This is a genomic window from Streptomyces naganishii JCM 4654, assembly GCF_014650575.1.
Taxonomy (GTDB): Bacteria; Actinomycetota; Actinomycetes; order Streptomycetales; family Streptomycetaceae; genus Streptomyces; species Streptomyces naganishii.
Window position 1 is genome coordinate 551,657 of record NZ_BMVF01000002.1, and the last position, 24,421, is coordinate 576,077.

At 72.8% G+C, this 24,421-nt stretch carries 18 protein-coding genes and 1 pseudogene; 14 read left to right on the plus strand and 5 right to left on the minus strand.

All coding sequences use genetic code 11. The annotated features are described in order from the left end of the window. Positions 1-17: 17 nt before the first annotated feature. Both acs and IE217_RS05320 read right to left on the minus strand, forming a co-directional pair. Positions 18-1,973, minus strand: coding sequence for an acetate--CoA ligase (gene acs / locus IE217_RS05315; protein WP_190176498.1), 1,956 nt, complete (start codon positions 1,971-1,973; stop codon positions 18-20). A gap of 361 nt (positions 1,974-2,334) precedes the next feature. Continuing rightward, on the minus strand, positions 2,335-4,695 hold the full coding sequence (locus tag IE217_RS05320) for a bifunctional SulP family inorganic anion transporter/carbonic anhydrase (RefSeq protein WP_190176499.1): 2,361 nt from the start codon (positions 4,693-4,695) through the stop codon (positions 2,335-2,337). 263 nt (positions 4,696-4,958) lie between these two features. On the opposite strand from IE217_RS05320, the gene IE217_RS05325 reads away from it, so the two are divergent. Beyond that, positions 4,959-6,221 carry a polysaccharide deacetylase family protein gene (locus tag IE217_RS05325; protein WP_190176500.1) on the plus strand — a complete coding sequence of 421 codons (1,263 nt, stop codon included), beginning with the start codon at positions 4,959-4,961 and terminating at the stop codon, positions 6,219-6,221. 7 nt (positions 6,222-6,228) lie between these two features. Here the strand turns inward: IE217_RS05325 and IE217_RS05330 are convergent, their stop codons facing one another. Further along, positions 6,229-7,209, minus strand: coding sequence for an ATP-binding protein (locus tag IE217_RS05330; RefSeq protein WP_190176501.1), 981 nt, complete (start codon positions 7,207-7,209; stop codon positions 6,229-6,231). A gap of 100 nt (positions 7,210-7,309) precedes the next feature. Here IE217_RS05330 and IE217_RS05335 point away from each other — a divergent pair, with 100 nt between their 5' ends. Next, positions 7,310-8,134: a Fic family protein gene (locus IE217_RS05335; RefSeq protein ID WP_190176502.1), complete on the plus strand. Its 825-nt coding sequence runs from the start codon at positions 7,310-7,312 to the stop codon at positions 8,132-8,134. A gap of 380 nt (positions 8,135-8,514) precedes the next feature. Here the strand turns inward: IE217_RS05335 and IE217_RS05340 are convergent, their stop codons facing one another. Next, positions 8,515-9,348 (minus strand): HAD family hydrolase, encoded by an 834-nt coding sequence (locus IE217_RS05340; protein ID WP_190176503.1) that lies wholly within the window; start codon positions 9,346-9,348, stop codon positions 8,515-8,517. Between the two features lie 582 nt (positions 9,349-9,930). On the opposite strand from IE217_RS05340, the pseudogene ssd reads away from it, so the two are divergent. The 7 genes and pseudogenes from ssd to IE217_RS05375 form a co-directional block, all read left to right on the plus strand. Further along, positions 9,931-11,025 (plus strand): annotated as a pseudogene (ssd, locus tag IE217_RS05345) (septum site-determining protein Ssd); the annotation flags it as partial. Between the two features lie 168 nt (positions 11,026-11,193). Then, the gene (locus tag IE217_RS05350; RefSeq protein WP_190176563.1) at positions 11,194-12,354 is read left to right on the plus strand and encodes a TadA family conjugal transfer-associated ATPase; all 1,161 of its coding nucleotides are present in this window, start codon (positions 11,194-11,196) and stop codon (positions 12,352-12,354) included. 163 nt (positions 12,355-12,517) lie between these two features. Further along, the gene (locus IE217_RS05355) at positions 12,518-13,369 is read left to right on the plus strand and encodes a type II secretion system F family protein (RefSeq protein ID WP_190176504.1); all 852 of its coding nucleotides are present in this window, start codon (positions 12,518-12,520) and stop codon (positions 13,367-13,369) included. After that, positions 13,366-14,184, plus strand: a complete 819-nt coding sequence (locus IE217_RS05360) for a type II secretion system F family protein (protein ID WP_190176505.1) — start codon at positions 13,366-13,368, stop codon at positions 14,182-14,184. The genes IE217_RS05355 and IE217_RS05360 overlap by 4 nt, the downstream gene beginning before the upstream one ends. Positions 14,185-14,250: 66 nt before the next feature. Then, the gene (locus tag IE217_RS05365; RefSeq protein WP_190176506.1) at positions 14,251-14,451 is read left to right on the plus strand and encodes a DUF4244 domain-containing protein; all 201 of its coding nucleotides are present in this window, start codon (positions 14,251-14,253) and stop codon (positions 14,449-14,451) included. After that, positions 14,438-14,869: a TadE family type IV pilus minor pilin gene (locus IE217_RS05370; RefSeq protein ID WP_268249129.1), complete on the plus strand. Its 432-nt coding sequence runs from the start codon at positions 14,438-14,440 to the stop codon at positions 14,867-14,869. The genes IE217_RS05365 and IE217_RS05370 overlap by 14 nt, the downstream gene beginning before the upstream one ends. Further along, entirely contained in the window at positions 14,866-15,231 is a 366-nt protein-coding gene (locus IE217_RS05375; protein ID WP_190176507.1) for an Rv3654c family TadE-like protein, read from the plus strand. The genes IE217_RS05370 and IE217_RS05375 overlap by 4 nt, the downstream gene beginning before the upstream one ends. Before the next feature lie 164 nt (positions 15,232-15,395). On the opposite strand, the gene sftH is transcribed toward IE217_RS05375, so the two are convergent. Next, a complete protein-coding gene (gene sftH, locus IE217_RS05380; RefSeq protein ID WP_190176508.1) occupies positions 15,396-17,861 on the minus strand; it encodes a DEAD/DEAH box helicase in 2,466 nt (821 codons plus the stop codon). Between the two features lie 83 nt (positions 17,862-17,944). Here sftH and bldG point away from each other — a divergent pair, with 83 nt between their 5' ends. The 5 genes from bldG to IE217_RS05405 all read left to right on the plus strand — a co-directional run bounded on the left by bldG (position 17,945) and on the right by IE217_RS05405 (position 24,085). Further along, entirely contained in the window at positions 17,945-18,286 is a 342-nt protein-coding gene (gene bldG, locus IE217_RS05385; protein ID WP_009189842.1) for an anti-sigma factor antagonist BldG, read from the plus strand. Positions 18,287-18,391: 105 nt separating this feature from the next. Next, positions 18,392-18,823 carry an ATP-binding protein gene (locus IE217_RS05390; RefSeq protein ID WP_190176509.1) on the plus strand — a complete coding sequence of 144 codons (432 nt, stop codon included), beginning with the start codon at positions 18,392-18,394 and terminating at the stop codon, positions 18,821-18,823. Positions 18,824-19,205: 382 nt separating this feature from the next. Further along, entirely contained in the window at positions 19,206-21,611 is a 2,406-nt protein-coding gene (locus tag IE217_RS05395; protein ID WP_190176510.1) for a sodium-translocating pyrophosphatase, read from the plus strand. Between the two features lie 196 nt (positions 21,612-21,807). Then, positions 21,808-22,407 carry a small secreted protein gene (locus IE217_RS05400; RefSeq protein WP_190176511.1) on the plus strand — a complete coding sequence of 200 codons (600 nt, stop codon included), beginning with the start codon at positions 21,808-21,810 and terminating at the stop codon, positions 22,405-22,407. Positions 22,408-22,555: 148 nt separating this feature from the next. Further along, positions 22,556-24,085: a DUF7059 domain-containing protein gene (locus tag IE217_RS05405; RefSeq protein ID WP_229865044.1), complete on the plus strand. Its 1,530-nt coding sequence runs from the start codon at positions 22,556-22,558 to the stop codon at positions 24,083-24,085. The last annotated feature ends 336 nt before the right edge of the window (positions 24,086-24,421 follow it).

The following is a 24,421-nucleotide window of genomic DNA, read 5'->3' on the forward strand; positions in this document are numbered from 1 at the left end:
CCCCTTCCGGATCGGGCTCAGTCGTCGCTGCCCGCAGCCGGGAGCTTGGCCTGGATGAGGTCCATGACCGTGGAGTCCGTCAGCGTGGTGACGTCTCCGAGCTGCCGGTTCTCCGCGACGTCGCGCAGCAGGCGCCGCATGATCTTCCCCGAGCGGGTCTTCGGCAGCTCCGCCACCGGCAGGATCCGCTTCGGCTTGGCGATCGGGCCGAGCGTGCTGCCGACGTGGTTGCGCAACTCCGCGACCAGGCTCTCGGTCTCCGCCGCCGTACCGCGCAGGATCACGAAGGCGACGATCGCCTGCCCGGTCGTCTCGTCCGCCGCGCCGACCACGGCCGCCTCGGCGACCGAGGGGTGAGAGACGAGCGCGGACTCAACCTCGGTGGTGGAGATGTTGTGCCCGGACACCAGCATCACGTCGTCGACCCGGCCGAGCAGCCAGATGTCGCCGTCCTCGTCCTTCTTCGCCCCGTCACCGGCGAAGTAGCGTCCCTCGAAGCGGGACCAGTAGGTGTCGAGGAAGCGCTGGTCGTCGCCCCAGATGGTGCGCAGCATCGACGGCCACGGCTCGGTCAGCACCAGGTAGCCACCGCCGCCGTTGGGCACCTCGTTGGCCTCGTCGTCCACGACGGTGGCGGAGATGCCGGGCAGCGGCCGCTGCGCCGAGCCCGGCTTGGCCTCGGTCACGCCCGGCAGCGGGGAGATCATGATGCCGCCGGTCTCGGTCTGCCACCAGGTGTCGACGACCGGGGTGCGGTCCGCGCCGATGTTCTTGCGGTACCAGATCCACGCCTCCGGGTTGATCGGCTCGCCGACCGAACCGAGGACGCGCAGGGAGGACAGGTCGAACTTCGCGGGGATCTCGTCGCCCCACTTCATGAACGTACGGATCGCGGTCGGCGCCGTGTAGAGGATCGTGACGCCGTACTTCTGCACGATCTCCCAGAAGCGGCCCTGGTGCGGGGTGTCGGGCGTGCCCTCGTACATCACCTGCGTCGCGCCGTTGGCCAGCGGGCCGTAGACGATGTACGAGTGGCCGGTGACCCAGCCGACGTCGGCCGTGCACCAGAAGACGTCGGTCTCCGGCTTGAGGTCGAAGACCGCCCAGTGGGTGTAGGCGACCTGCGTGAGGTAGCCGCCGGAGGTGTGCAGGATGCCCTTCGGCTTCCCCGTGGTGCCCGAGGTGTAGAGGATGAACAGCGGGTGCTCCGCGCCGAACGCCTCCGGGGTGTGCTCGGCGGACTGCCGGCCGACCGCGTCGTGCCACCACACGTCCCGGCCCTCGGTCCAGGCGACCTCCTGGCCCGTGCGGCGGACCACGAGCACGTTGCGCACGTTGTCCACGCGGCTGACGGCCTCGTCGACGGCCGGCTTGAGCGCGGAGGGCTTGCCGCGCCGGTAGCCGCCGTCCGCGGTGATCACCACACGCGCGTCGGCGTCCTGGATGCGGGTGGCGAGCGCGTCCGCGGAGAAGCCGCCGAAGACGACGGAGTGCGCGGCGCCGATCCGGGCGCAGGCGAGCATCGCGACCGCGGCCTCGGGGATCATCGGCAGGTAGATCGCGACCCGGTCGCCCTTCTGGACGCCGAGCTCGGTCAGGGCGTTCGCGGCCCTGGACACCTCGTCCTTGAGCTCGGCGTAGGTGATGGCCCGGCTGTCGCCGGGCTCCCCCTCGAAGTGGATGGCGACCCGGTCGCCGTGGCCGGCCTCCACATGCCGGTCCACGCAGTTGTACGCCACGTTGAGCGTGCCGTCCTGGAACCACTTGGCGAACGGCGGGTTCGACCAGTCGAGGGTCTCGGTCGGCTCCTTGGCCCAGGTCAGCCGGCGTGCCTGCTCGGCCCAGAAGCCGAGCCTGTCAGCCTGGGCCTGTGCGTACGCCTCCGCCGTGACGTTGGCGCCCGCGGCCAGGTCAGCCGGGGGCGCGAACCTGCGCTCTTCCTTGAGCAGGTTGGCCAGGCTTTCGTTGCTCACGACATCTCCCTTTCTCAGGGTGTCCGTTGTGTCCCAGGCCACAGCTCATCAGACCTGGGGGGCGGATGACAAGGGCCGACGGAGAATTGGTTTAGACCTGTTGGTGAAACGTTTGCACAGTCGCGCGCTCGGAGGCACGCGGCCGGGTGTCACTTCCTCCCACGGACGGCGGGCCGCCCAAGTTCAGCACGGTCCTCCGGTCCGCCTCCGCGAGTACGCACCCGCCGGGCGTGTCGCCCGCCGGGAGGGCCACCCGCCGGGAGGGTCGTCCGGCAGGCGGGTCGCCCGGTGGGCGGGTCACCTCCGGCAGGGTCGCCCGGCAGGCGGGTCGCCCGGCGAGTGGGCGCCCGGCGGGTGGGTCTCACACCTTCGTCGGCCTGCCTTCCGTCGCCGCCACTGCCGTGAACACCATCTCGCCGTCCGCCTCCGTGAGCAGGTAGGCCTGGGCCTCGCCTACGTGGAAGTACATTCCGTGCAGCTCGAGCAGGCCCGTGCGCAGGGCCCGGGCGACACAGCCGTGGGCGCGCAGGTGCTCCAGCTGCTGCACGACGTTGGCCAGGCCCAGCCGCTCGGCTTCGTCGACGGGCCGCGGGCCGGTCTCGTCCGCCGGCCGGAGCCCGGGGCCGTCACCCCGGCCCAGCCGCGCCAGGCTCGGCAGCCCGTGCCGCAGCCACCTGCCGAGCGGGGTGTGCTCGGGCAGGGACCCGGCCCCGTGGTCCGGGCCGTTGCCGAGCAGGGCCTGCATCGCCCCGCACCCGGAGTGGCCGCACACCGTGATGGAGCGCACGCCGAGCACCTCCACCGCGTACTCGATCGCCGCCGCCACCGAGTCGTCCCCGCCCTCCTCGCCCGGTGGCGGCACCAGATTGCCCACATTCCGCACGACGAACAGGTCGCCGGGGCCGCTTGCGGTGATCATCGAGGTGACCAGCCGCGAGTCGGCGCAGGTGAGGAAGAGCTGGGACGGCCGCTGCCCCTCGCGCGCCAGCCGCGCCAGTTCCTCGCGCACATGGGGTGCGGTGGCGCGCTGGAACGTGCCGATGCCGTGCGCGAGCTGGAACGTGCCGGCGTCGCGGGGAAGCCGGGGCGCGCGCGGGCCACCCTCGCACTGGTGGTTGCGCCAGGGCGTCCACGGCCGGCAGCGGCAGCCCGTGCCGTCCGGGGCGGCGGGCTCGGCGATGCGGACTCCGGCCCGGCGGCCGGTGAGCTCCACGGACCCACCCTGCGCGGTGTGCGTGCGCTGCCAGTCCTGCAGTGACTCGTATGCCGCGTGGTCCATGAACGAGCCGTCCAGCTCGACGACCGCGTCGGCCTCGTGGGGCACGAGGTGCAGGGCCCGGCTGAGCCGTGGCACCGCGAGGAACGTCAACTGCCCTCGTACTCGTACGTGGTGGACTCCTTCCCTTACGTCGTGGGTGATGCGCGTGCGGGCGAGGCGGTGCAGGGCGACGGCGACGGCCACGGCGATCCCGAGGGCCACGCCCTGGAGGACGCCGAGGGCCACCACGCCGAGGGCGGTGGCGGCGTACACCAGCACCTCGCGGTGGCGGGTCACCGTGCGGATGTGGTGCAGGGACACCATCTGGATGCCGACGGCCATCACCAAGGCGGCGAGCGAGGCGAGCGGGATGTGCTCCAGGACCGGGACCATCAGCAGCGCGGCGATCACTACGAGAACGCCGTGCAGCATCGTGGAGTTCCGGCTGACGGCGCCGGCTCGCACATTCGCCGTGCTGCGCACCGCCACCCCGGCGACCGGCAGTCCGCCGAGCGCGCCGGAGACGACGTTGGCGGCGCCCTGACCGAGCAGTTCCCGGTCCAGGTTCGAGCGTGCGGGGCGGGCGGCCGGGTCCGGGCGGCCCGCGACCAGCTTGTCCACCGCGACCGCGCCGAGCAGTGACTGCACGCTGCACACCAGCGTGGTGCTGAGCACCGCGGCGGCCAGCCCGAGGACGGGTCCCCGCGGCAGCCCGGCCAGCGCGTGGCTGCTCCAGGAGGGCAGGCCGACCCTGGGCAGGGCAAGTCCGGTGAAGGCGGCCACCGCGGTGGCCCCGGCGACGGCGACGAGCGCGGCCGGCACCCGGCGCAGCAGCAGCCCGGGCCGGCCGGGCAGCCGCGGCCAGAGCACCAGGAGGGCCAGGGTCAGGGCGCCGGCGGCGAGGGCGGCGGGGTCGAGGGAGGCCAGCTGGGCGGGCAGTGCGCGCAGGTTGTCGGTCACGGAACTCTGCGGATTGCCGCCGAGGACGATGTGCAGCTGGGCGACGGCGATGGTCACACCGATCCCGGCGAGCATGCCGTGTACGACGGCGGGGCTGACGGCGAGTGCGCCGCGGGCCACGCGCAGGCAGCCGAGGAGCAGTTGGGCGAGGCCGGCGAGGACGGTGATGGCGCAGGTCGTTCGCCATCCGTAGCGGTGGATCAGGTCGGCGGTGACCACCGTGAGGCCCGCGGCGGGGCCGCTGACCTGGAGGGGGCAGCCGCCGAGCCGGCCGGCGACGAGTCCGCCGACGGCGGCGGCCACGAGGCCCGCCTGGAGCGGGGCGCCGGTGGCGAGGGCGATGCCGAGGGAGAGGGGCAGGGCGATCAGGAAGACGGAGACGGCGGCCGACAGGTCGGCGCCCGCGAGACGGGGCCGGCGCGTGCGCCGGGGCGGGCTGTGCGGCGGGTGGGACCGCTCGGTCCGAGCGGCGTCGGTGGTGCGGGTGGGGACGCAGGACGACATGTTCCGGTCTCCTCCGGTCAGCAGGGATCAGCCGAATCACGCTGAGTAAAGCGATCGTAATGCAACGTAAAGTTCATCTCTGGATTCTTGGCGCGAATGGATTATCGAATCACCTCGAAGGGTGAAGTGAGCTTTTTATCGGCTTGTCGTATTAATTCCGCCCCTTCTTCGTGCGACCTTGGCGGCGCTGCCGGCCCGCCCGGCACACCACCAGCACGCGCCGTCTCGGCGTTGGACGAGAGAAGGAAGAAGGTGGGCGGAACATGGCCGCCACCCAGAGGATCGCCGCGGGGGTCGTCGCCGCCGCGGCCTGCGCCTCGTCGCTCGCCGGTTGTGCGAGTGGCACGAGCGCTCCCCCCAAGCAGGGCGCGCACGGCGCACAGAAGGGCGCCCCGGCGCCCGGGAGCGTCGTCCGCCTGATCGGGGACGGGTCGACCGCGTACACCGGAGCACAGCCGCACCTGCCCAGACCCGAGCGGCTCAGGTCCGGCGAGAAGCCCCCGCAGTTCGTCGTGTTCTCCTGGGACGGCGCGGGCGAGGACAGCCAGAAGCTGTTCTCCCACTTCCGCAAGGTGGCCAAGGCCAACAACGCGACGATGACGTACTTCCTCAGCGGCGTGTACATGCTGCCGGAGGAGAAGCGCGACCTGTACCACCCCCCGCAGCACGCGCCGGGCGCTTCGGAGATCGGCTTCAACGACGAGAAGGGCATCGCCGACACCGCCAAGCAGGTGCGCCTGGCCTGGCTGGAGGGCAACGAGATCGGCACCCACTTCAACGGCCACTTCTGCGGCCCGGACGGCGGGGTGGGCCAGTGGTCGGTCGACGAGTGGAAGAGCGAGATCGCCCAGGCCAAGGACTTCGTGAAGACCTGGAAGACCAACAGCGGCCTGAAGAACCTGGCCCCGCTGCCCTTCGACTACGACAAGGAGCTCATCGGCGCCCGCACGCCCTGCCTGGAGGGCCAGAAGAACTTCGTGAAGGCGGCGAGCCAGCTCGGCTTCCGCTACGACAGCAGCGGGGTGAACAACCAGATCTGGCCGAAGAAACGTTCCGGCTTGTGGGACCTGTCCATGCAGCTGGTGCCCTTCCCCGGTCACACCTTCGAGCAGCTGACCATGGACTACAACTTCATGGTCAACCAGTCGGGCACCCGCACCCAGGGCGACCCCGACAAGTTCGACTACTGGGGCGACCAGATGCGCGACGGCCTGCTCAAGGGCTTCTACCGGGCCTACGACGGCAACCGCGCGCCTCTGGTCATCGGCAACCACTTCGAGTCCTGGAACGGCGGCACGTACATGCGCGCCGTCGAGGACGTCGTGAAGGAGGTGTGCAACAAGCCCGAGGTGCGCTGCGTCTCCTTCCGGCAGCTGGCCGACTGGCTGGACGCCCAGGACCCGCAGACCCTCGCCAAGCTGCGTGAGCTGAAGGTCGGCGAGACCCCCAAGCAGGGCTGGGCGTCCTTCCTGTCGGGCCGGCCGGCCCCGGCCCCCAAGGGCGTGCCCGGGGCGCCCAGGCCGTAGCCGAACGTCAGGCGGTGGCGGTGACGTCCTCGCCGAGCACGAAGCCGGGGTCGATCTGCGCCGCCAGGTCGGCCCCGGTGCGCTCGTTGCCCCACGCGGTGGCGTTCTTGAGGTGGAAGTGTGCCATCTGGCGGGTGTAGCGGTGCCAGTCGCGCAGTTCGTACGTGGCGTCGGCGGCGACCTGGAGGGTGCGCAGGGCACGGCGGTTGGCGTCCTCCAGGAACTCGAACCGGGGCGGCCGGCCCTTCTCCATGGCGCGCACCCAGTCCGAGTGCCCGACGGTCACCAGAAGGTCGTCCCCGGTCTCGGCGCGCAGGAAGTCGACGTCGTCGCGGCCCTGCACCTTGTTGCCGACGACCCGGAGGACGACGCCGAAGTCGCGGGCGTACTCCCTGTACTGGCGGTGGACGGAGACCCCCTTCCGGGTCGGCTCGGCGACGAGGAACGTCATGTCGAAGCGGGTGAACAGGCCGGAGGCGAAGGAGTCCGAGCCGGCCGTCATGTCGACGACCACGTACTCCTCGGGGCCGTCCACCAGGTGGTTCAGGAACAGCTCCACCGCGCCCGTCTTGGAGTGGTAGCAGGCGACCCCGAGGTCGGCGTCGGTGAAAGGACCCGTGACCATCAAACGGACGGCGCCGCCGTCGAGTTCCACCTCCCGGGCGCAGGCGTCGTAGACGGGGTTGTCCTCGCGCACCCGCAGCAGGCGCGATCCCTCGCCGGGCGGGGTGGTCTTGATCATCGTCTCGGCAGAGGCGATACGGGGATTCGTGCCGCGCAGGTACTCCTTGATCAGCGGCAGGTGGTCGCCCAGGGCGGGCAGCGCGGCGGCCTCCGCCTCGTCCAGGCCGAGCGCGGCTCCCAGGTGCTGGTTGATGTCGGCGTCGATCGCGACGACGGGTGCGCCGGTGGCGGCGAGATGGCGGACGAACAGCGAGGACAGGGTGGTCTTGCCGCTGCCGCCCTTCCCGACGAAAGCAATTTTCATGTTCACGAAGCGTAGTCGTACCTAAGCTCTCAGTGGTCGGAAGGGTGAAGAAGACCACTCCTTCGTGGGGCGGGCCGCCGGGGTGCGTAGTGTCGTACTCATGAGTACGACAGGCGCGACCGCCGACCCGCTCGCGGCCCTGGGTTCGCTGCCCGGTGTGGCCGAGTCCGTGGAGTCCGTGCGCAAGGCCGTGGACCGGGTCTACGGGCACCGGATCATGCGGCGCCGGAGCAACGAGATCACCTCCGAGGCGGCGCTGCGCGGCGCGCGCGGTTCCGCCGCGCTCTCCGGCGCGGACTGGGCCCTGGAGGAGGTGCGCCGGCGCACCGACTTCAGCGGTGACGACGAGGCGCGCGTGGTGGGCGCGGCGCTCCGGCTGACGGCCGAGGCCGGTCAGCTGCTGTCGATCTGGCGCCAGTCCCCGCTGCGCGTGCTGGCCCGGCTGCACCTGGTCGCCGCCGCGAGCGACGACGCCCGCGTTGGCCGGCCGCGCCAGGAGGGCGAGGAGGTGGCCGAACCGCTGGTCGAGCTGCCGCTGCCCGGCGCCGCGGAGGTCTCCGGGCGGCTGGAGGGCCTGTCCGGGCTGATCGTCGAGGGCAGTTCCGCGCCCGCGCTGGTGACGGCCGCGGTCGTGCACGGCGAACTGCTGGCGCTGCGGCCCTTCACCTCCCACAACGGGCTCGTCGCGCGGGCGGCCGAGCGCGTCGTCCTGGTGGGCAGCGGCCTCGACCCCAAGTCGGTCTGCCCGGCCGAGGTGGGCCACGCCGAACTGGGCCGCGCGGCCTACCTGGCCGCCCTCGACGGCTACGTCTCGGGGACTCCGCAGGGCATGGCCGCGTGGATCGCCCACTGCGCCAAGGCGGTGGAACTGGGCGTGCGCGAGTCGACGGCGGTGTGCGAGGCGCTGCAGCGCGGCGCGGCCTGAGGCGCCCGGACACACAAGTGCGGCGGTACGAGAACTCGTACCGCCGCTGGCATGTCCACCGAGTTACCAAGCGTCCTCGATATGTCGCCCATCAGGTCGGGAACTTTGCCCGTCACCTGGTGCGGCTGGCCCGTAATCGACGGGTCGACGTCGCGTGGGTGCCCGGTGTTCATGCTCGGTCCGTGGGGCCAAATGCGTTTTGAAGGTGATCCTTTCGGATGCCCTTCGGTCTCGCGGGCCGTTAGGTCCTTTGTACTGCAAGCCGGGAGCAAGCGGAACCCCTGGCTGCACTTCTTTACTTTTAGGTACAAACGGGACCTAAACCGGCCCGGGTGTCAACACCATTTCCGCCGGGAAACCGCCCGCCCGGCCGGTGGTGATCAGGCGACCGTTCCCCGGCGCCTGCTCGCGTACCAGACCAGGCCGGCGGTGGCGGCCGCGGCGCCTATGGCGGCCGCCGCGACCAGGGCGGGGCGGGGCGGCACGGAGAAGCCGGGCAGCCGCTGCTTGAGCCGCACCGGCCGGTGGAAGTCGAGAATCGGCCACCCGCGCGCGAGTGCCTCCCTGCGCAGCGCGCGGTCCGGGTTCACGGCGTGCGGGTGCCCGACCGACTCCAGCATCGGCACGTCGGTGACCGAATCGCTGTAGGCGTAGCAGCGCTCGAGGTCGTAGCCCTCGGACTCGGCCAGCTCCCGCACGGCCTCCGCCTTCGTCGGCCCGTAGGCGTAGTACTCCACCTCGCCGGTGAAGCAGCCGTCCTCGCCGACCACCATCCGGGTGGCCACCACCCGGTCCGCGCCCAGCAGTTCGCCGATCGGCTCCACCACCTCGGCGCCCGAGGTCGACACGATCACGACGTCGCGCCCGGCGGTGTGGTGCTCCTCGATGAGGGAGGCGGCCTCGTCGTAGATGATCGGGTCGATCAGGTCGTGCAGCGTCTCGGCGACGATCTCCTTGACCTGCCGTACGTTCCAGCCGCGGCACAGCGCGGACAGGTACTCGCGCATCCGCTCCATCTGGTCGTGGTCGGCGCCGCCGACGAGGAAGACGAACTGCGCGTATGCGGTACGCAGGACGGCCCTGCGGTTGATCAGTCCGCCTTGGTAGAAGGACTTGCCGAAGGTGAGCGTGCTCGACTTCGCAATGACCGTCTTGTCCAGATCAAAGAAGGCCGCTGTGCGGGGCCAGGAGTGGTTTTCCACGCCTCTGAGCATAGGGGCAGCCCATTCGGCGTAAGGTGGGCGTGTGGGTTTGCCTGAGAGGGCTCTCGGGTACACCATGGAAGTCACGGATCGTTCGCGACCGTGCTAACCCGGCCCGACTCCTCCCCCCCCGAGTCGGCCGTGGAGACGACCCCCGCTCTCCCCCCCGGCGGGGGTCGTCGCATGTCCGGGTGGGTTTCTCCCCTTCTGTACGGAACCGGCCGGCCGCACGGGCCCCTCGGTGCCGCTTCCTGCCTCGCCCCGCTGATCCGTCACGCTGCGTATCCGTGAGGCTGCGCTGCGGAAGTCGCGCGGGAAGTGGCGTCGCCATCACCAGTTCGGGTGATGGCGATATTCACAGCCGTGGAGTTGTCCACAGTTTTCGACCAAGATCCACATCATTTTCCGGGCCGTTGCACCGTGATTCCTGCGCGCACCGCTCGCGGCGAGTTCATGGCCGGTTCCGTTTGTCGGGCGCGTATGGCCGGTTTCCGCCGGCCGCCATATGAAGGGCCGCTTCGCCGGTTCTTCACACCTTACGGATTCGCGCGGCCGACAGGGCCGCGCGGAACACGCAGCGAAGGGGGACGACCCGTGGCCGGAACCGTCACACACGATCCGCCGCCCGGCACGCCGGGACGGCAGGGCGGACCGCTCATCGTCACCGAGGACGCGGCGCTCCTGGACGACCTGCTGCGCCTGTGCGCGGCGGCCGGCGCCACCCCGGAAGTCCATCACGGGGTGCCCGAGCGCAGAGGCAGCTGGGAGGCCGCGCCCCTGGTGCTGGTGGGCGACGATGCCGCGCGCCGGGTGCGCGGTGCCTCGCGCAGACGCGGCGTGGTCCTGGTCGGCCGCGACCAGGACGACTCCGGCGTCTGGCGGCGCGCCGTCGAGATCGGCGCCGACCACGTGCTGATGCTGCCCGACGGCGAGCAGTGGCTCGTGGACCGCATCGCCGACGTGGCCGAGGGCGTCGGCAGGCCCGCCCTCACCGTGGGCGTGATCGGCGGCCGCGGCGGCGCCGGGGCCTCCACCCTGGCCTGCGCGCTCGCCGTCACCTCCGCGCGGGAGGGCCTGCGCACCCTGCTCGTGGACGCCGATCCGCTCGGCGGCGGGCTCGACGTGCTCCTCGGCGGTGAGGCGGCGGAGGGACTGCGGTGGCCGGCGTTCGCCGGCTCGCGCGGGAGGGTCGGCGGCGGCGCCCTGGAGGAGTCGCTGCCCGAACTGCACTCGCTGCGGGTGCTCAGCTGGGACCGCGGCGACTGCGTCGCCGTCCCGCCCCAGGCAGTCAGGGCGGTGCTCGCCGCCGCCCGGCGGCGCGGCGGAGCGGTGGTGGTCGACCTGCCCCGCCGCGTCGACGAGGGCGTCGCCGAGGCTCTCGCCCAGCTCGACCTCGGTCTGCTCGTGGTCCCGGCGGAGCTGCGCGCCGTGGCGGCCGCGGCCCGGGTGGCCTCGGCGGTCGGCATGGTCCTGCGCGACCTGCGCGTGGCGGTACGAGGGCCGTACGCGCCCGGGCTCGACGACCGCGAGGTGGCCCGGCTGCTCGGCCTCCCGCTGGCCGGCGAGGTGCCCGTGGAATCGGGGCTGCGGCGCCCGGGCGAGGGCAGGACGCCTCCGGGCTCGGCCGCGCGCGGACCGCTGGCCCGGTTCTGCACCGCCTTCTGGGAGCGGGCGCTGATCGAGGCGGGGGGGTGCCGGATGAGGGCCGGAGCGGGGGAGCGGGAGCGGGGTTCGGGAAGGCGTGGTGCTTCGGTGAGTGGGGCGCCGCGGTCGGGGCAGTTCGGGCTGCCGGCGCGGTCAGGACAGTCGGGGCTGCCGGACCGGCTGGGGCTGCCGGATCGGGGCGGCGCTTCGGGGATGCCGGCGCAGTTGCTGGACGGCGTGCGGCAGCGGCTGGCCGAGAGCGGGGCCGAGCCGACACCCGCGCGGGTGGCGCAGGCGCTGCGCGAGCAGGGGCGGGTGCTCGGGGACACCGAAGTGCTCGGGGCGGCCGAGCAGTTGCGCTCCGAGCTGATCGGCAGCGGGCCCCTGGAGCCGCTGCTGGCCGACCCCTCGGTGACCGACGTCCTGGTGTCGGCGCCGGACCGGGTGTGGGTCGACCGCGGCGGCGGCCTGGAGCGCACCGCCGTCGCCTTCCCCGACGCCGCGGCCGTTCGGCGCCTCGCCCAGCGGCTGGCCTCGGTGGCCGGGCGCAGGCTGGACGACGCCCGGCCCTGGGTCGACGCCCGCCTGCCCGACGGCACCCGGCTGCACGCGGTGCTGCCCCCGGTCGCCGTCGGCTGCACCTGTCTGTCCCTGCGGGTCGTCCGCCCCCGCGCGTTCACGCTCGGCGAACTCGTGGCGGCGGGCACGGTTCCGCCGGGCGGGGACGCCGTGCTGCGGGCGCTGATGGAGGCGCGGCTGTCGTTCCTCATCAGCGGCGGCACCGGCAGCGGCAAGACCACGCTGCTCAGCGCGCTGCTCGGACTGGCCGGCCCCGGCGAGCGGATCGTGCTCGCCGAGGACTCGGCCGAACTGCGCCCGGACCATCCGCACGTCGTCCGGCTGGAGAGCAGACCCGCCAACCAGGAGGGGGCCGGGCTGGTCACCCTCGAGGACCTGGTGCGGCAGGCGCTGCGCATGCGGCCGGACCGGCTGGTCGTGGGCGAGGTGCGCGGCGGCGAGGTCGTCCACCTGCTGGCCGCGCTGAACACGGGGCACGAAGGAGGCTGCGGCACGGTCCACGCCAACGCGGCCGCGGACGTCCCCGCCCGTCTGGAGGCGCTGGGCACGGCCGCCGGGCTCGACCGCGCCGCGCTGCACAGCCAGTTGGCGGCCGCGCTGTCGGTGGTGCTGCATCTCGTGCGGGACCGGTCGGGGCGGCGCCGGATCGCGGAGGTGCGGGTGCTGGAGCGGGACGCGTCGGGTCTGGTGCAGACGGTGCCCGCGCTGCGCTGGGGCGCGCAGGCCTTCGTGGCGGAACGGGGGTGGGAGCGGCTGCGGGCGCTGCTGCGTTTGGGCGGGGCGGAGGGGCCGTGAGGAGCGGGAGAGGTGCGAGGGGCGCGAGGCAGTGGCGAGTGAAGTCGCGGGAGGCAGTGGTGAGTGGCAGCGGAGGTAGGAAGTGGTGGCCGTGATGGGTGAGTTGATGAGCGGGCCGGTGGTCCTTGCGGCGAGTGCTGCCGGGAAGGCCGCTCTCGGGCCGATGACGACGGGGACGGCCGTGCTGTGCGCCGGGGCGGCGGTGTGGCTGTTCGGCGGGCGGCGCTCCGGGGCACGGCGGGCGCGGCTGCTGCTCGCGGGCGGCGGAGTGGTGAGCACCGGCCCACCGGTGCGGGACCGGTTGCTGCGTGAACTCGCCCGGGTGCGCGGTCGGTTGAGGGCCGAGTGGTGGGCGCCCGTCGCCGGGCTCGTGCTGGCGGTGCTGGGCGGCTCGGTACTGCCGGTGGTCGCGGGGGCGGCCGGAGTACCCCTGCTCCGTCGCGCCCGGCTGGCCCGGGAGGCTCGGCGGGACACCGAGCGCGGGGCGAACGCGGTGATCGCCCTGTGCGGGGCGCTGGCCGGTGAGGTGCGGGCCGGGCGGCAGCCGGGCGCCGCCCTCCTGCGGGCCGCCCACGACTCGGGCGGCCTCGGGGCGGCGCAGGCTGCAGTGCTCGCGGCGGCGAGGTTCGGCGGGGACGTCCCCGGCGCCCTGGCGTCGGCGGCACGGCAACCGGGCGCGGAGGGACTGCGCGGGCTGGCGGCCTGCTGGCGGGTGGCCGTCGACCAGGGCGCGGGCCTCGCGGCCGGACTCGACCGGCTCGAAGGCGCCCTGCGCGTCGAGCGGGACCAGCGCGCTGACCTGCGCGCCCAGTTGGCCGGAGCCCGGGCCACCGCGGTGATGCTCGCCGCCCTGCCCGCCCTGGGGATCCTGCTGGGCACCGCGATGGGCGCCGACCCGCTGCACGTGCTGCTCCACACGGGAGCGGGCCTCGGCTGCCTGCTCGTCGGCGGGGCGCTGGAAGGGGCGGGCCTGTGGTGGGTCCTGCGGATCACGCGACGCGCGGAGGCGGAATGAGCGGCGATGGCGTGCTGGTGGTTCACGTCGTCCACAGGCTGGGGACGGTCGTGGGGGCGGCGGCGCTTTTGGCCCTGCTGGTCCGGTGGCTGGAGACGGTGCGCCGGGAGCGCGGAGCGCGGCGGCGGGCGGCCGCGCTGCTGGACCGGGCACCGCGGACCGTGCCGCGACCGGGGGCAGCGGGGTCCCGCCTTCCCGGAGTGGCCGCCCTGCGGCGGTGGTTGCCGGTCGCCGGGGTCGCGGGCGCCTGCTGGGTGCTGGTCGGGGGGTTCACCGGTATCGCGGTCGGACTGGCCGCGGCGGCCGGGCTCCGGAGGTGGCGGCAGCTGGTCGAGAGCCGTCCCGAGCCCGAGTTCGACGCGGTGGAGGCGGCACGCCAACTGCCGCTCGCCGCCGACCTGCTGGCGGCCTGCATCGCCGCCGGCGCCGGTCCGGTGATCGCCGCCCAGGCGGTCGGTGACGCCCTGGACGGACCGGTCGGACAGGCGCTGGCGCGGGGTGCGGCGGAGGTGCGGCTGGGCGGCCGGCCCGCCGACGCCTGGCGCCGGCTCGCCGCGATACCGGGGGCCGCCGCCCTCGCGCGGCTGCTGGAACGGGCGGACGAGTCGGGGCTGCCCGCCGCCGGGCCGGCCGCGCGGCTCGCGGCCGACGTCAGAGCGGACCGGGCCCGCACCGCCACGGCGCGGGCACGCAGGGCGGCCGTCCTGGTCAGCGCCCCGGTGGGACTGTGCTTCCTGCCCGCCTTCGTCGCCGTCGGTGTGCTGCCCGTGGTCATCGGACTGGCGGGCGGGGTGCTGCGGGGGCAGGGCGGCTGACCGCCGCCGACCGGTGGAGACCGGCGATCGGAAATCAACGAACACCAAGACCCAACGGGGGTTGAGATGCACGGAAAGGTACGGGCACGGCTGCGTGCCCTGGTGACCCGGATGCGCCGGGACGCGGGAATGGTCACCTCCGAATACGCCATGGGAATCATCGCGGCGGTGGCGTTCGCGGTGCTGCTCTACGAGGTGGTGACCAGCGGGGAGGTCAAGACCGAGCTGCAGAACATCGTGAAGAAGGCGCTCAGTGCGCGGACGTGAGGGGCCGGGCGGGCGTGATGCCCGGGGTGGCGACCAGGGGTTCGTGACGGCCGAGGCCGCCATGGTGCTGCCCGTGCTGGTGCTGGTGGTGACCACGCTGGTGTGGGGGCTGCTGGTCGTGCTCGCGCAGATCCAGTGCGTGGACGCGGCCCGGGTGGGTGCCCGGGCCGCCGCCCGCCAGGACCCCGAGGGCGCGGTGACCTCGGTGACCCGCGAGGCCGCGCCCGACGGGGCGCGGGTGACGGTCACCCGGGAGGGCGAGCACGTCCGCGTGGTGGTCGTGGCCGACCCTCCGGGGACGGGCGTGCTCCCCTTCCGGCTCAGGGGGGAGGCGGTGGCGGATACGGAGGAGACGGTGGGAACGGCGGGGGCGTCGGCGGCCCCGGCGCCGCCGGCACAGGAAGGGGCGGGGTCATGAGGCGCCGGTTCGCCGAGCCCGACCGGGGGTCCGCGACCGTCTGGAGCGTGGGTGCGATCGCGCTGCTCTGCGTGGTCTTCGGGGTCGGCCTCGCCCTGGGGCAGGCCGTCGTCACCCGGCACCGGGCAGCCGGGGCCGCCGACCTCGCGGCCCTGGCGGCGGCCGGCCACTGGGCGGAGGGCCGGGACGCGGCCTGCGCCCGCGCGGACCGGGTGGCCCGCGCCCAGGGCGCACGGCTGGCTCGGTGCGCCGTCGTGGGCGACGTATCGGACGTCACGGCGGCATCGGAACGCGGACCGCTCACGGCCCAGGCCCGCGCAAGAGCGGGGCCGCCCGGGCCGCCCGCACCGGGGCCGCCCTGACCACCGGGCCGCCTGGACCACCGGGCCCGCCCGGACCACCCGCCGCCCGGACCGCCGGGTCCGCCCGGTCCCTCCGGACTGCCGGGGTCACGTGGTCCGCCGCCCTCGCCGGACACCCCCGGCACGCCGGCTCCCGCGGCACCGGCCCCCGTCACTCGGCCGGGCTAAGCCTCCGCCTCCTTTTCGGGTGCCCCGCGGAGCAGTGTCGTCAGGAGGCGTACGGCGCCGCGCTTGTGCAGGGGGTCGTTGCCGTTGCCGCACTTGGGGGACTGGATGCAGGAGGGGCAGCCGGCGTCGCACTCGCAGGAGGCGATCGCCTGCCGGGTGGCGGTGAGCCAGGCGCGGGCGGTGTGGAAGGCGCGCTCGGCGAATCCCGCGCCGCCGGGATGGCCGTCGTAGACGAAGACCGTGGGCAGGAGCGTGTCCGGGTGGAGCGGGACGGAGACGCCGCCGATGTCCCACCGGTCGCAGGTGGCGAACAGGGGCAGCATGCCGATCGACGCGTGCTCGGCGGCGTGCAGGGCGCCGCCGAGGATCTCCGGGCTGATCCGGGCCTCGTCGAGCTGGTCCTCGGTGACCGTCCACCACACCGCACGGGTACGCAGCGTACGAGGAGGGAGGTCGAGTTTCGTCTCGCCCAGCACTTCACCGGTGAGGACGCGTCTGCGCAGGAAGGAGACCACCTGATTGGTGACCTCGACGGAGCCGTGGCACAGGCGGCCCGCGCCCCAGGGGACCTCGACGTCCGTCTCCAGCACGGAGATCGCCGTCGTGTCGCGGGCGACCGTCGTGTAGGGCGGGCTGGCCTCCTCGACCAGGGCGACCGAGTCGTCCAGGTCGAGGGCGCGCACCAGGTACGTACGGCCCTGGTGGAGGTGGACCGCGCCCTCGTGGACGGTGGTGTGCGAGGCGGCCTCGTCGACCGTGCCGAGCAGCCGGCCGGTGCCGGCCTCGACGATCTGCACCGGGCGTCCGCCCTCGCCGCGGATGTCGGCCAGGTCGGCGGCCCGTTCCCGGCGCGTCCAGTGCCAGGCCCTCGTCCGGCGGCGCAGCAGCTTCGCGGCCTCCAGCTGCGGCAGCAGCTCCGCGGACGCCGGCCCGAACAGCTCGGTGTCCTCCTCGGTGAGGGGCAGTTCGGCGGCGGCCGCGCACAGGTGCGGAGCGAGGACGTAGGGGTTGTCGGGATCGAGGACCGTGGACTCCACCGGCTGGTCGAAGAGGGCCTCCGGATGGTGGACGAGGAAGGTGTCCAGCGGGTCGTCGCGGGCCACCAGCACCGCCAGCGCGCCCTGTCCGGCGCGGCCGGCCCGGCCCGCCTGCTGCCACAGGGAGGCGCGGGTGCCCGGGTAGCCGGCGATCAGCACGGCGTCCAGGCCGGAGACGTCGACGCCCAGCTCCAGGGCGGTGGTGGCGGCGAGGCCGAGGAGTTCGCCGGAGTGCAGGGCGCGTTCCAGGGCGCGTCGCTCCTCGGGGAGGTAGCCGCCGCGGTAGGCGGCGACACGCCGGGCCAGTGGGCGTTCGATCTCCGCCAGCCGTTCCTGGGCGATGACCGAGATCAGCTCGGCGCCGCGCCGGGAGCGTACGAAGGCGACCGAGCGCACGCCCTGGAGGGTGAGGTCGGTGAGCAGGTCGGCGGTCTCGGCGGTGGCGGTGCGGCGCACCGGGGCGCCCCTCTCGCCGCGCAGCTCGGTGAGCGGCGGCTCCCAGAGGGCGAACACCAGTTCACCGCGCGGTGAGGCGTCGTCGGCCACCTCGACCACCGGCACGCCGGTCAGGCGGCGGGCGGCGACCGCGGGCTCGGCGGCGGTCGCCGAGGCCAGCAGGAAGACGGGCGAGGCGCCGTAGCGCGCGCACAGGCGCCGCAGCCGGCGCAGCACCTGGGCGACATGGGAGCCGAAGACGCCCCGGTAGGTGTGGCACTCGTCGACGACCACGAACTTCAGGGCGCGCAGGAAGGAGGACCAGCGGGGGTGGGAGGGCAGGATCCCGCGGTGCAGCATGTCGGGGTTGGTCAGCACGTGGTTGGCGTACTGGCGGATCCACTCGCGTTCCTCGGGCGGCGTGTCGCCGTCGTACACGGCGGGCCGTACGGCCTTGCCCAGCGGCCCGGCGAGTTCCTTCACCGCCCGGCACTGGTCGGCCGCCAGGGCCTTGGTGGGGGCCAGGTAGAGGGTGGTGGCGCCGCGGCCGTTGGGCGCCTCGGAACCGTCCAGCAGAGTGGAGAGCACCGGGACCAGGTACGCCAGCGATTTGCCCGAGGCGGTGCCGGTGGCGACGACCACGGAATCGCCGTCCAGGGCGTGCTCGGCGGCCAGTGCCTGGTGAACCCAGGGGTGTTCGATTCCGCAGGCCTGCACGGCCGCGACGACCTCCGGGCGAATCCGGTCCGGCCAGATGGCATGCCGACCCGCCCGCGGGGGCAAGTGCTCCGTATGAGTGATGCGCGCAGCCCGGCTCGGCCCGGAGGCGAGCCGGTCCAGAACCGCGCCTGGCGTCAAGCGGGTTGCGGGGTCCGCCGGGGGTCGATCGGGTCGGTGATTCTTGGCCATCGGGACCGAGTCTGTCACCGGCGTGACGGACAATGGAGCCAAGGCGTCGTGCACGCCTGCCGGTAAGTGATTGAATGCCATCGCGGCTGGCGAACCGTCCCGGGGGCTTCCAAGCCGAGGTGTCCCGAGGGGCGACCGCTCGATAGCAAGGTGCTGGAGGATCCGTGGACCTGTCCCTGTCGACCCGTACCGTCGGCGATCGTACGGTCGTCGAGGTCGGTGGCGAAATCGACGTATATACCGCGCCCAAGTTGCGCGAGCAGCTGGTCGAGCTGGTGAACGACGGGAATTTCCACCTCGTCGTCGACATGGAGGGTGTGGACTTCCTCGACTCCACCGGGCTCGGCGTGCTGGTCGGAGGCCTGAAGCGGGTGCGTGCCCATGAGGGCTCGCTGCGCCTGGTCTGCAACCAGGAGCGCATTCTCAAGATCTTCCGCATCACCGGTCTGACCAAGGTGTTCCCGATCCACACCTCGGTCGACGAAGCGGTGGCGGCCACCGACTGACCGCCGGCCCCGGGCGGTGTCCGGGGCGGAAGAGATCAACGCGGGGGACCGGGCTCTCGGCGGCCCGGCCCCTCGACAGCACGCCCGTAGCTCCGAGGGGGATGCATGGCCACCGTCGAACTCCGCTTCAGCGCGCTGCCCGAGCACGTCAGGACCGCCCGTCTGGTGGCGGCAGCGGTGGCGCGCAGGGCCGGAGTGGACGAGGCTGTCCTCGACGAGGTCCGCCTCGCCGTCGGTGAGGCCTGCTCCCGTGCCGTCGGGCTGCACCAGATCGGCGGCATCTCGGCGCCGGTGAAGGTGATGCTGATCGAGGAGGAGAAGCAGTTCTCCATCGAGGTCGGCGACGAGGCCGCGCACGCCCCGCACGGCCCCGGGGACGCCCCGGGCGCCGTGAACGAGGCGGAGGCCGAGGAGGACGAGATGGGTCTCGCGGTCATCAGCGGGCTCGTCGACGACGTGCAGGTCTCCGCAGGGGAGCACGGCGGGTCCATCAAGATGACCTGGCCGACCACACCACCGGCCGTGGTGCTCTCCTGAGCACCCAACCCTGAGCCGAACCGAGCCAAACCGAACCGAACCGAGCCGGCTGATCGCGTACCGCGCTGAAGCCGGACACCCGAAGCCGCACTGCCGAAGGGCCCCACACAGTGGGGCCCTTCGGCATGTCGCGGCGCCGGTCACCGGGCTTACAGTAGTCATGCCATCAATTCGTGAATTCGTTCACGATCAATAGCCTGATAATGGATCAAGCGTCAATGCTTTTGAGGCATTACTGCTTTCGGGTTCGGTGACCACCCGACGATCATTTGCTGAGAAGCATGTGAAGGCTGATTCCATTTACGGCGTACTGTTTTGATCAGGTTCCGGTACCTACAATCCGTCCACATCTTGAGCTCAGCCCAAGCGTCAAGGAGGACGAATGGCGGGGCTTTCTACCCCTGAACAGTTGGGTCACCCCACAACCCTCGCGGCCGCAGTACTGACTCACGACAACCGGATCATCGTGGCGGTCATCGGAGCCGTCGCGCTGGCCGCGCTCGTGGTCGCCGGCGTCCTGGTACGCCAAGTGCTCGCGGCCGGCGAGGGCACCGACAGCATGAAGAAGATCGCGGAAGCGGTCCAGGAGGGCGCCAAGGCCTATCTGGGCCGTCAGCTGCGCACGCTCGGCGTATTCGCCGTCGTCGTGTTCTTCCTGCTCATGCTGCTGCCCGCGGACGACTGGAATCAGCGTGCCGGACGGTCGGTGTTCTTCCTGATCGGTGCGGCCTTCTCGGCGGCCACCGGGTATATCGGCATGTGGCTCGCCGTGCGCAGCAATGTGCGCGTCGCCGCGGCGGCCCGGGAAGCGACCCCGGCGGAAGGTGAGCCCGAAAAGGATCTCACCACCGTCTCGCACAAAGCCATGAAGATCGCGTTCCGCACGGGCGGCGTCGTCGGCATGTTCACGGTGGGGCTCGGCCTGCTGGGCGCCTCCTGTGTGGTGCTGGTGTACGCGGCCGACGCGCCGAAGGTGCTCGAGGGCTTCGGCCTCGGCGCGGCGCTCATCGCGATGTTCATGCGTGTCGGCGGCGGCATCTTCACCAAGGCCGCCGACGTCGGCGCCGACCTGGTCGGCAAGGTCGAGCAGGGCATTCCGGAGGACGATCCGCGCAATGCCGCGACCATCGCGGACAACGTGGGCGACAACGTCGGCGACTGCGCCGGCATGGCGGCGGACCTCTTCGAGTCGTACGCCGTCACGCTGGTCGCCGCCCTCATCCTCGGCAAGGCGGCCTTCGGCAACGACGGTCTGGCCTTCCCCCTGCTGGTGCCGGCCATCGGTGTGATCACCGCCATGATCGGCATCTTCGCCGTGGCGCCGCGGCGCGCCGACCGCAGCGGCATGAGCGCCATCAACCGCGGCTTCTTCATCTCCGCCGTGATCTCGCTCGCGCTGGTCGCGGCGGCCGTCTACACCTATCTCCCGTCCACCTACTCCGGCCTGACCGGCGTCACCGACGCGGCGATCCGCGGCAAGGACGGCGACCCGCGCGTCCTCGCGCTCGTCGCGGTGGCGATCGGCATCCTGCTGGCGGCCGTGATCCAGCAGCTGACCGGCTACTTCACCGAGACCAGCCGGCGTCCCGTCAGGGACATCGGCAAGACCTCGCTCACCGGCCCGGCCACCGTCGTCCTCGCCGGCATCTCGGTCGGCCTGGAGTCGGCCGTCTACACCGCCCTGCTGATCGGCCTCGGCGTGTACGGGGCGTTCCTGCTCGGCGGTACGTCGATCATGCTGGCGCTGTTCGCGGTGGCGCTGGCCGGCACCGGCCTGCTCACCACGGTCGGCGTGATCGTCGCCATGGACACCTTCGGCCCGGTCTCCGACAACGCCCAGGGCATCGCCGAGATGTCGGGCGACGTCGAGGGCGCGGGCGCGCAGGTGCTCACCAACCTGGACGCGGTGGGCAACACCACCAAGGCCATCACCAAGGGCATCGCCATCGCCACCGCCGTCCTCGCGGCCTCGGCGCTGTTCGGGTCGTACCGCGACGCGATCACCACCGGGGCGCGCGACGTCGGGCAGCAGTTGTCCGGCTCCCGCGCGCCGATGACCCTGATCATGGACATCTCGCAGCCCAACAACCTGGTCGGCCTGATCGCGGGCGCGGCGGTCGTCTTCCTCTTCTCGGGGCTGGCGATCAACGCGGTGTCGCGGTCGGCGGGTGCGGTGGTGTTCGAGGTGCGCCGGCAGTTCCGCGAGAAGCCCGGGATCATGGACTACAGCGAGAAGCCGGAGTACGGCAAGGTCGTCGACATCTGCACCAAGGACGCCCTGCGCGAACTCGCCACGCCCGGGCTGCTCGCCGTCATGGCGCCGATCTTCATCGGCTTCACGCTCGGTGTCGGCGCGCTCGGCGCCTACCTCGCCGGCGCCATCGGCGCGGGCACGCTGATGGCGGTGTTCCTCGCCAACTCCGGCGGTGCCTGGGACAACGCCAAGAAACTGGTCGAGGACGGCCACCACGGCGGCAAGGGCAGCGATGCCCACGCCGCCACGGTCATCGGGGACACGGTCGGCGATCCCTTCAAGGACACCGCCGGGCCCGCGATCAACCCGCTGCTGAAGGTGATGAACCTCGTCTCGCTGCTCATCGCGCCCGCGGTCATCAAGTTCTCCTACGGCAGCGACAAGAGCCTCGGGGTACGCATCATGATCGCGATCCTGGCGCTGATCGTCATCGTCGGCTCGGTCTACATCTCCAAGCGGCGCGGAATCGCCGTGGGTGACGAAGACAACGCCGAACGGGTGTCCAAGTCGGCCGATCCCGCGGTGGTTTCGTAGGCGGTCTTACGGGAGGCCCAGCTCATCAGGCGGGCGGGCGGCGCGGCACACGCGCCGCCCGCCCGCTGCGTGCGCGGGCGCACCCCATGCCGTGAGCCTTCTCTCGCTTGGTGCAAATGGCTACAAGAGGTGCCATAACGGGTGCTTGACCGGGGGTTGCCGCCGATACGGCGTGTATGTTCCGGGGCCGAGAGCCATGGAAGGGACCAAACCGGTGAACAAGAAGCTCGCGGCCGCACTGTCCGGCGGTGCGGTACTGGCACTGGCACTGACGGGTTGCGGCAACAACAGCGCCGACAACAAGAACGACGCGCTGAACACCTGGGCCAAGCAGGTGTGCGAGGCGGTGCAGCCCCAGGCGAAGAAGATCGAGGCCGCCAGCGCCGCGATCCAGAAGCAGACCTCGGACAACAGCCCGACCACTGCGGTCCAGAAGACCGACGCGCAGGCGTTCCAGGACATGTCCGACGCCTACAAGGCGATCGGCGCCGCCGTGAGCCGGGCCGGTGCCCCCAACGTGGACAACGGCAGCAAGAAGCAGCAGGACGCGGTCAAGGAGCTCAACGCCCTCAGCGCCTCCTACGTCTCCCTCAAGCAGCAGGTGGACAAGCTCGACACCGAGGACCAGGCCAAGTTCGCCGACGGCCTCAAGGGCATCGCGACCCAGCTGGACAAGCTGAGCAAGACCGGCAGCGACGCCCTGAAGAACCTGGAGGAGGGCGACGTCGGCAAGGCCATGGCCCGCCAGTCCAGCTGCAAGTCCGCCTCGGCCTCCGCGCCGGCGACCAGCGGCTGAGTCCCGCCGGGTGGGCCGCGAAGGCTGAGTCCCGGAGGGTGGGCCCCCGGCGGGTGGGCCCCGGCCCCGGCGGGTGGGCCCGGCCGCGCGGGCACGGCCGGAAAACGGCGCGGCACGCGCGCGTGCGATGTCGGTGCCGACCGACACAATGGGGGACGTGAGTGACTCCAGCCTGACCGCCCTGCCCGCCGCCGACCGCCCGGACGTCGCCGCCCGGCTCCGGGACGCCCTGCTCGACGCCTCCTTCACCGCCGACGGACTGCTCGACCTGCTCGGCGCACCCGCCTACGCGGCCCTCGCGCGCAGCGAGACCGTGCCCGCCCTGCGGGCCACGCGCGGGGACACGCCGCTGGAGATGCTCCTCCGGCTGTTCCTGCTCCAGCAGCCCGTGCCGCACGCGCGCGTGGCGGACGTCCTGCCCGTCGACGCCTGCCTGGAGACCGGCTGGCTGGTCCGTGTGGGAGGCGACGAGCTCGCCGCGACCGTGGACGTGCGGCCGTACGGCGGACTGGACGGCGAGGACTGGTTCATCGTCTCCGACCTGGGCTGCGCGGTCGGCGGCGCGGGGGGCATCGGCAGCCGCGAGGAGGGCGTGGTCCTCGGCGTCGGCGGCGCCTCCACGACCCTCGCCGGCATCACGGTCCGTACGCCCGTCGCCAGCGCCCTCGACCTCGGCACCGGATCCGGCATCCAGGCGCTGCACGCGGGCCGGCACGCCACGCGCGTGACGGCGACCGACGTCAACCCGCGCGCGCTGCACATCACCGCGCTCACGCTCGCGCTGTCCGGCGCCCCGGCCGCCGACCTGAGGCAGGGCTCGCTGTTCGAGCCGGTCCGCGACGACGAGAGGTTCGACCTGATCGTGTCGAACCCGCCCTTCGTGATCTCACCCGGCGCCCGGCTCACCTACCGCGACGGCGGGATGAGCGGGGACGATCTGTGCCGCACGCTCGTTCAGCAGGCGGGGGAGCGGCTGAACGAGGGCGGGTTCGCGCAGTTCCTCGCCAACTGGCAGCACGTGGAGGGGGAGGACTGGCAGGACAGACTCAGGTCATGGGTGCCCCGCGGGTGCGACGCCTGGATCGTGCAGCGCGAGGTGCAGGACGTCACCCAGTACGCCGAGCTGTGGCTCAGGGACGCCGGCGACCACCGCGACGACCCGGCCGAGTACCAGGCGCGGTACGACGCTTGGCTGGAGGAGTTCGAGGCGCGCAAGGTGCGGGCCGTGGGCTTCGGCTGGATCACCCTGCGCCGTACGGCGGCCGTCGAGCCGTCGGTGACCGTCGAGGAGTGGCCGCACGCGGTGGAGCAGCCGCTCGGCGACACGGTCCGCGCGCACTTCGACCGGCTCGACTACCTGCGGGAGCACGACGACGCGGCCCTGCTGGAGGCGCACTTCCGTCTCGTGCGCGAGATCGTGCAGGAGCAGGTCGGGCTGCCCGGCGCCGAGGACCCGGAGCACGTGGTGCTGCGCCAGCACCGGGGCATGCGCAGGGCCACCGCCGTGGACACCGTCGGCGCGGGCTTCGCAGGGGTCTGCGACGGCACGCTGAGCGCCGGCCGGATCCTGGACGCCATCGCCCAGTTGATGGGCGAGGACCCGGTACTCCTGCGCGACCGCACCCCCGCCCAGATCCGCCTCCTGGTGGAGCAGGGCTTCCTGGAACCGGCGGACTGACGACGCACCGGACGCCTGGACGGCACCGCGGGCCGAGCGGCACCGGCGGCCCGGGCACGGGTGGCCGCCGTCGGCCCGCCGACGCACCGGGCGCCTGAGCGACAGCCCGTGACTGAGCGGGCACCGTGTGTCTGAGCGGGGGCCTCAGTGGCACCGGAGGCCCGGGCAGGGCGGAGACCGACGGACCGGAGTCGGCGGTCCGAGCGAACCGGACGCCGGCGGTCGGGGCGGACCGGAGTCGGTGGCCCGAGCGGACCCGACGCCGACGGCGGGGGCGGGGCGGAGTCGGCGGCCCAGGCGGCCGGAGTCGACGGTCCGGGCGGCCCGGCGTCCGTG